This window comes from Coleofasciculus sp. A1-SPW-01 (assembly GCF_040217205.1).
In the GTDB taxonomy this organism is placed as follows: domain Bacteria; phylum Cyanobacteriota; class Cyanobacteriia; order Cyanobacteriales; family Coleofasciculaceae; genus Coleofasciculus; species Coleofasciculus chthonoplastes_A.
The window spans coordinates 25,912-32,761 of record NZ_JAVJNP010000014.1; the positions used below are offsets into that span (position 1 = coordinate 25,912).

The window sequence follows — 6,850 nt, forward strand, 5'->3', positions numbered from 1 at the left end:
TTGTGTGGCAAGCTTCCTGGTTCATTAAAGCTGATAGTTTAGCCCACTAAGTCCGGAAGACCCGAAGAGCCATTTATCATAACCACTCTAGAAAAACCAATTATTTTAACGACGTTCAATAGCAAGAGAGACGCGATCGCCACCAATTATTGTCATTTCTTTTAACAGTTTTTGTACATCTTCATAAGGTAAGTCTCGGTCTGCCTTTAAAACAACTGTAGCATTTTGATTTTGTTCTAGGTATGACTGGATTGTTTCAGACACCTGGTTAACGGTAATCACTTGATTATCCACTAAAATCTCGCCTTGGCGATTTAAGCCAATAACCAGAGTGTTTCTAGTATTTGACTCACCACTAGCGGTTCCAGTACCCGGTAAACCAGGCAAATTAATATCCCCTAAGCGCTGACCTGTATAGCTCATTGATGTGATAATAAAAAATGTTAGCACTGACATCATCACATCCATTAAAGGAATCAGATTAACTTCAGGGATTGGTGAGTTCTTTTGCTTATTTCTAAAGTGCATGAAATTCTAGGCGAGACTCTCACAAAACAAAAATGGAATAAAAATTAAACAAATCTATTTTGTATGACGAAGGGCGAGTTTTGCTAAGAGGTGCTGTCATGCATTTAAATTGAGTATTAGTAGCGAGCAAGATGCAAAGCCTGCGGCATGGCTTCGCTAAACGCACTACAACAATTTCGCCATTATTGACATTAATACCAAGTTGCGTTTTATCATGTCATTCTGAGCGAAGCGAAGAATCTGGACAGATGCTTCGCGTCACTCCGTTTCACTGCGTTCTGCTCAGCATGACAGATTTTACCTTAGACTGCAACTTGGTATAAGGTTTAAATGCCGAACAGCTTAGGGACTTGCGACTTAATCATGTACCAAGGAGACTTGGCTGAGTTCATGAATTCAGCTTTCCTCACTGGTACTTTATTTTTACGCCGCTCCCTTACCACAATTAAACGGCTAAAGAGAGTCCCGACAATTGACCGTTTACTGGGGTTGCCTAAACAGCATTTTCGGATTGCAGTTCATTTAATTTGGCACGCACTGCCTGGATGTCTTGCCACATAAACCACTTTGGCTTACCCTGCTCTCGTGACGGATTCCGCAATAGGTAGGCAGGATGGAAGATTGGCATACACAGTCGTCCTTCCCATTCCATCCAAGTGCCACGAATCTTAGTAATGCCGCGCTTTTCACCCGTTAACCCCTTAACCGCCGTTGCGCCTGTGAGCAGAATAATTTTGGGATCAACTAAGCGAATTTGTTCGAGTAAATAGGGTTTACAAGCTGCAACTTCGTCAGGAGTCGGTGCTCGATTACCAGGAGGGCGGCATTTATTAACGTTACAGATATAGACATCCCGTTCACTATCCAGTTTGACAGCGGCGAGAATCTTCTCCAGCAATTGTCCGGCTCTCCCGACAAACGGTAAACCTTGCTCGTCTTCATTTTGTCCGGGGGCTTCCCCAATGATCATAATCGGAGCATGAACATTACCCCGCCCCACTACAGCATGAGTGCGAGTGGCGGCTAATTCACAGCGTTGACAACCATTACAATGATCTGCCAAAGACTCCATGGAGTCATAAGTGCCAGGAGGAATCGGAACCTTGGCATCCGTCGGAATTAACTCCGGTTGGAAGTCACTGGGGGTAGAAGATGTCAGCCCTGACTGGTTAAAGAGACTGAGTTGTTCTGAGGACTCGTGGGACATAAGTTTACGCTCGGACAATCCGACTGCTTGTTGAATTTTCTCATATCCTGTGCTGAATCCCTGACTTATGCAACCAATCAGAGAGTGGATTGTCATTTAATCGGGGCAAATGAGAATCAAGCCATTCTTCCTACGCTAGGCAAACCGCGTCCACCTCAACTTCCACCAGCATCTGGGGATGTGCGACGACGTTCCGTATTCACCCTCCTCAACCAATACGTTCATAAATCGTTAGCATCACAGGTCCTAAAAGAAAATGATGCCCCAAGCATTCCATCTCGGCTACTGTACCAAATTGTTCGCGTTGCTCTCGACTATAGAAGCGAAGGTTATTAGAAAATAAGGGAATAGAAAGGGACACTGTTTTTTTTCGCCCGATGTAGTCAACCAGATAAAAACGTCCCCCCTGTCGCAGAACTCGATTCACCTCGGAGAATACCTGTTGAGGTTGAGGATAATGCAGAAAACTAATGGTATTAAACACCGCATCAAATTGACCCTCAGCAAAGGGTAAAGACTCAGCATTTCCCTGTTTGAAAATAAGTCGCGGTCGATGCTGGTTGCGCTGTCGGGCTTGATGCAGCATTTGGGAGGATAAATCAAGTCCTGTACCCTGGAGAGTGGGGAACTGGGTGGCAAGGCGATGCAATAATCGACCCGTACCGCAACCGAGATCAAGCACATTCGGATTTTCCGGGAGTTCGACGTACTCCAACAACCGTTTGTGAACCGCTTGGTAGAAAATTGTGGTAAACAGCAGGTCGTAGTTCGGTGCCCACCGATCAAAGAGCTTTTGCTTATTGCGATAAATTTCATACCAATTGGATTGAGTAGTGATAGACATAATTGGAAAAGCCTTGACCTGTTTCTCTCTGTTTATTTCCAAACTTTTGATAAATCGTATCATTTTTTACTCTAAGTTAGATGAATCCCCTATGTAGAAGAAACTTGACTTATTTCATTTTTGTGGTAAGATGCAATAGTTCATTTCTTATTAAAAAAATAAATAATAGAGCTATGGGCTTGGCACAATTATCAGAATCATCAGAAAAAATCAAAGTTGCAATAGTTTCCGAAAACGCCTCTTTAAAGATGGGTGGTGAAGCCGCACTACCCCTCCACTATTTTCGCTTACTTCGTAAGTATAATATTCCAGCCTGGTTATTGGTTCATCGCAGAAACAAAAAAGAACTTCAGTCATTATTTCCCGGTGAAATGGAAACTATACATTTTATAGAGGATACATTTTTACACAGATCAATTCGGATATTAAAACGAATAGTACCAAGCGCAATTTATGAATTTTCCTTCAATTATATCTTACTTATGGTGACTCAATACCAAGTTAAATATTTTTTGAAAACCCTGATTCAAAATCATAAAATTAATCTTGTTCATCAACCTAATCCTGTTTCTCCCAAAGAACCATCCCTGTTATTCAATTTAGGAGTCCCTATAATTATTGGACCAATGAATGGTGGCATGAATTATCCTCCCTCATTTGAGTTTATGCAAACTAAACAAGCTGAATATACTATAAATTTAGGACGTTTTGTTGCCGATTTACTCAATTTTTGGTTTCCCGGTAAACGAAAAGCGAACATATTAATCGTCGCCAATCAGCGTACCCAAAATTGCCTTCCTGTCAAAATACAAGGAATGGTGATGGAGTTGGTAGAAAACGGTGTAGAACTTTCGCTGTGGGAACCTAATTGTGAGTCTAACTGCAATCGTAATTATACCAAATTTATCTTTATTGGTCGCTTAGTAGACTGGAAAGGTGTAAGGTGGTTGTTACTTGCCTTTCAGCAAGTAAGAGAGCAGGCTCCAGCATTTTTAGACATTGTTGGCAGTGGAAAGGAAAGAAACTGTTTAGAACAACAGGTTAGAAGCTTAGGATTAACAGATGCAGTTTCCTTTTACGGCAAGTTGACTCAGCCTGAGTGTGCCAAACGATTACAGGAGTCAGATGTTTTGGTTCTGCCAAGTTTGCGAGAATGCGGTGGTGCTGTTGTCCTAGAAGCAATGGCAACAGAAATCCCAGTAATTGCCACTAACTGGGGAGGACCTGCTGATTATATTGATGAATCCTGTGGAATACTAATTAACCCTACCTCTCCAGAAACATTTGTTAACGAGCTTGCCCAAGCAATGATAACCTTGGCTAAATCACCCGACTTGCGCCGTGCTATGGGTAAAGCTGGTCGTCAGCGCGTTATTCAACACTTTGACTGGGACGCCAAGATTACTCAAATGATTTCTATCTATCAAACTGCGATAGCTACTAGTAAATCAACCAATCAAGGTTCAGTTTGATGTTAATGTTTACGAAGTAAACTCGTCTACAGTGTCGATTCAGCAACCACATTTAGTGGGAAAACGTAAAAAAATTAAATATGATGCGGCTAAAATACCCCCACTATAATGGTTAATTTAGCAGAGGAAGATATTACTGGATAGAGAGCGTAAAATCGTGAAAACGTCCAAGCAACCGTTACCGTGGCAGGTGGGACTGGTGTTAGTCGCTGGTGTCTTGGCAGTTTCCAGTGCCGCCATTTTTATTCGTTTAGCGAATACGGCGGCTGACTTGAGTGGCGTTGGATTTAGCCTGTTTCTGTCAGCTTCTCGCCTAACCCTGGCATCTTTATTAATAGTACCCGCTTGGCGAAACCTGCGATCGCATCAGCTTAGTCCCGGTGCCTTCCATTATGCTGTGGGGGCTGGGATTTGTCTTGCCCTACATTTTGCTGCCTGGATTACGTCTCTATCCTTCACGTCAATTGCCGCTTCTACGACTCTAGTCACCACTAACCCAATCTGGGTAGCTTTGCTATCTTGGCTATGGTTTAAGGAAAAACCTTCTCGGTTAACCCTACTGGGAATTGGTATTGCCTTTATCGGCGGTGTCCTCATTGCATTAGGGGATCAACAAACGGTTAACGTGACTTCTAATCCCGCCTTGGGAAATAGTCTCGCCTTAATTGGTGCTGTAATCGTCAGTTTGTATTTATTGTTAGGTCGAGAAGCACAGCGGCGTGGGTTGGGAATTGGTAGTTATATAGCCATCGCCTATAGCACTGGCGCACTGGTTTTATTGCCCCTACCCTTAATCTTTGGTGTTGGCTACCTTGGCTATCCGCGTGCCGTTTATCTTTATGTTTTGCTAATGGCAGTATTGCCTCAATTAGTTGGGCATACTAGCTTTAACTGGGCAGTGCGCTGGGTGTCTCCAATCTTGGTTACCCTAGCGATTTTATGGGAACCAGTTGTCTCTAGTTTTTTGGGGTATCTTGTTTTTCAGGAACTCCCCGGACGCTTTGTATTAGTGGGTGCAGCCGTTCTATTAGGAGGCGTTGCGATCGCGGTTTTTGGCGCTAGGGCAACTTATGTTGAAGATGGGGGAACTTAAGGACAAGAAAACCAGTACATTACTTAATTAGTCCGTGCCTTAATTCTTGGACTGGGCTAGGAGGATGAACCAGGGACAGAAAAGGGAGACGAAGGGAAAAATTAGACGAATTTAAAAAAGAATGCCATATCAGTAAGTAGTTGGACAAAAGTAAACGGCACGCTTATTAACTTTTGTAAAAGTCAGCGATCGCTGAAAGCGCACCGATTGGAAATTTTCATGAAACTTAATACAGTTAATCTTATTGATGTACCACTGCTTAATCTATGAACTAGGCGTTGAGGCAGTCGTCGATTCTGTTTCCGAACCCGTCGATAATTTCTGGGTAATCCAAACTGTCAAAATATGAGACAACAATCCAATGGGTCCAGCAAATAAACAGAGAACCAGAGAATGAATAGTCCACAACCCAGTCCGTTGCCCTTCCCAGTAAATCCACCGTCCCACAAACAAATCCAAGACTAAAAAGTGAGTCCATCCGGCGGCGGCGATGATTTCGTCTCCAAAGAAGCGGGCAATATCAGCAAGCTGGGGATTGGATAAGGCTTGGGCAGATTCGGGTGTAAGGCTGTTGGCAAAGAAGTAGATGTACAACCCCGCTAATGGGACAAACGGCAGATAGGATTCCATAACTTTTCGGGTAATCCCCCAGTTAGGAAGCAGAATCATCAGTAACCAGAAGGGTAAAACGAAGAGATTCGCGATAGTAAAGAGTAGACTCGGTGTCATAGTGTTAAAACAAAAGAGGCTTCATAAATAATACGTTATAAAATGGAACAGTGGGCAGTTCATGTTACCATCTTAATCGATAAATGTTACATGTAATTTCCTGTGGAGTCGGTAGAGGAGCAGTCTATGAGTTCTTGGCGCGATCACTTCAATAAACTAAGTGGCAAAACCCGACTGGTTGTCTGTCGGTTGTTTGTTCATTTAAGTGGTACAGAAGTCGCACCGTTATTGGGAGTGCTGAATCGGGCGGCGCGAGATGCGGTTGAATCCGACGGAGACTTAGGCGTTCTCGGTGAAGGACTGGTGGATATTTGCCAGAACCTCTTACAGTACAATACCTATTGGCAATCGGCGGCGAATGAAGGGGATGTGTTTTGGGATGAAGGGGAGGCGGGAGATTTTGTGAGTGAGTTATTTACTGACTCTGCCCAACGGTATTTGAGTGAGCCTGATTTCAATGGGTGTTCATCGGAGAATGAAGCGCTATCTTTGCCCGTCACTCGTAATTTAATTGTGATGATTACTGTTGCGTTTGAGGGGGAAGTGCCGGAACTGGAAACCAATTTGGCAGATATAGAGGCACTAGAAGAGGGTCTCAAAGCGTTAATTAATCTTCATTACCAGGGACGCTTGCGAGCGATCCAAGTTCACTTTTCTCCGGCTCAATTTGGCGATGAATTAACCGATGAACAGCTATTGGTGAATTTTCCCGAACTGATTCCCATGTAAGGCGGAAATCGGTTTTCTGTTTCTTTTAAGTGGGTGGACAAAATTAAATCTAACGGTTGAGATTAGATTATACATAAAGGCGGGTTTTGTTTTTCAGTTATTGGTGGAGAGGGCGGGTTTTGTTGTTCCGTTATTGGTGGAGAGGGCGGGTTTTGTTGTTCCGTTATTGGTGGAGAGGGCGGGTTTTGTTGTTCCGTTATTGGTGGAGAGGGCGGGTTTTGTTGTTCCGTTATTGGTGGAGAGGGCGG

7 protein-coding genes are annotated in these 6,850 nt (G+C 43.4%); 3 read left to right on the top strand and 4 right to left on the bottom strand.

The genetic code is table 11. From position 1 onward, the window contains the following. Window positions 1-105: 105 nt before the first annotated feature. From RH949_RS02635 to RH949_RS02645, 3 genes are all read right to left on the bottom strand, one after another. On the bottom strand, window positions 106-528 hold the full coding sequence (locus RH949_RS02635) for an ExbD/TolR family protein (RefSeq protein ID WP_006104491.1): 423 nt from the start codon (window positions 526-528) through the stop codon (window positions 106-108). A gap of 493 nt (window positions 529-1,021) precedes the next feature. Next, a complete protein-coding gene (locus RH949_RS02640) occupies window positions 1,022-1,735 on the bottom strand; it encodes a uracil-DNA glycosylase (RefSeq protein WP_446351828.1) in 714 nt (237 codons plus the stop codon). A 208-nt stretch (window positions 1,736-1,943) separates the two neighbouring features. Beyond that, window positions 1,944-2,579 carry a class I SAM-dependent methyltransferase gene (locus RH949_RS02645; protein WP_446351829.1) on the bottom strand — a complete coding sequence of 212 codons (636 nt, stop codon included), beginning with the start codon at window positions 2,577-2,579 and terminating at the stop codon, window positions 1,944-1,946. 104 nt (window positions 2,580-2,683) lie between these two features. Here RH949_RS02645 and RH949_RS02650 point away from each other — a divergent pair, with 104 nt between their 5' ends. Beyond that, window positions 2,684-4,051: a glycosyltransferase family 4 protein gene (locus RH949_RS02650; protein WP_446351830.1), complete on the top strand. Its 1,368-nt coding sequence runs from the start codon at window positions 2,684-2,686 to the stop codon at window positions 4,049-4,051. 157 nt (window positions 4,052-4,208) lie between these two features. Next, window positions 4,209-5,144 carry a DMT family transporter gene (locus RH949_RS02655; protein WP_446351831.1) on the top strand — a complete coding sequence of 312 codons (936 nt, stop codon included), beginning with the start codon at window positions 4,209-4,211 and terminating at the stop codon, window positions 5,142-5,144. 264 nt (window positions 5,145-5,408) lie between these two features. On the opposite strand, the gene RH949_RS02660 is transcribed toward RH949_RS02655, so the two are convergent. Then, on the bottom strand, window positions 5,409-5,873 hold the full coding sequence (locus RH949_RS02660; protein ID WP_006104359.1) for an ABA4-like family protein: 465 nt from the start codon (window positions 5,871-5,873) through the stop codon (window positions 5,409-5,411). Between the two features lie 126 nt (window positions 5,874-5,999). On the opposite strand from RH949_RS02660, the gene RH949_RS02665 reads away from it, so the two are divergent. Further along, window positions 6,000-6,602 carry a DUF1517 domain-containing protein gene (locus tag RH949_RS02665; RefSeq protein ID WP_446351832.1) on the top strand — a complete coding sequence of 201 codons (603 nt, stop codon included), beginning with the start codon at window positions 6,000-6,002 and terminating at the stop codon, window positions 6,600-6,602. Window positions 6,603-6,850 lie beyond the last annotated feature (248 nt).

What these genes read in the sequence shown, in the direction of transcription:
- RH949_RS02640 (WP_446351828.1), bottom strand. Translation starts at nt 1,735, where the DNA reads ATGTCCCACGAGTCCTCAGAACAACTCAGTCTCTTTAACCAGTCAGGG.
- RH949_RS02635 (WP_006104491.1), bottom strand. Translation starts at nt 528, where the DNA reads ATGCACTTTAGAAATAAGCAAAAGAACTCACCAATCCCTGAAGTTAAT.
- RH949_RS02645 (WP_446351829.1), bottom strand. Translation starts at nt 2,579, where the DNA reads ATGTCTATCACTACTCAATCCAATTGGTATGAAATTTATCGCAATAAG.
- RH949_RS02660 (WP_006104359.1), bottom strand. Translation starts at nt 5,873, where the DNA reads ATGACACCGAGTCTACTCTTTACTATCGCGAATCTCTTCGTTTTACCC.
- RH949_RS02665 (WP_446351832.1), top strand. Translation starts at nt 6,000, where the DNA reads ATGAGTTCTTGGCGCGATCACTTCAATAAACTAAGTGGCAAAACCCGA.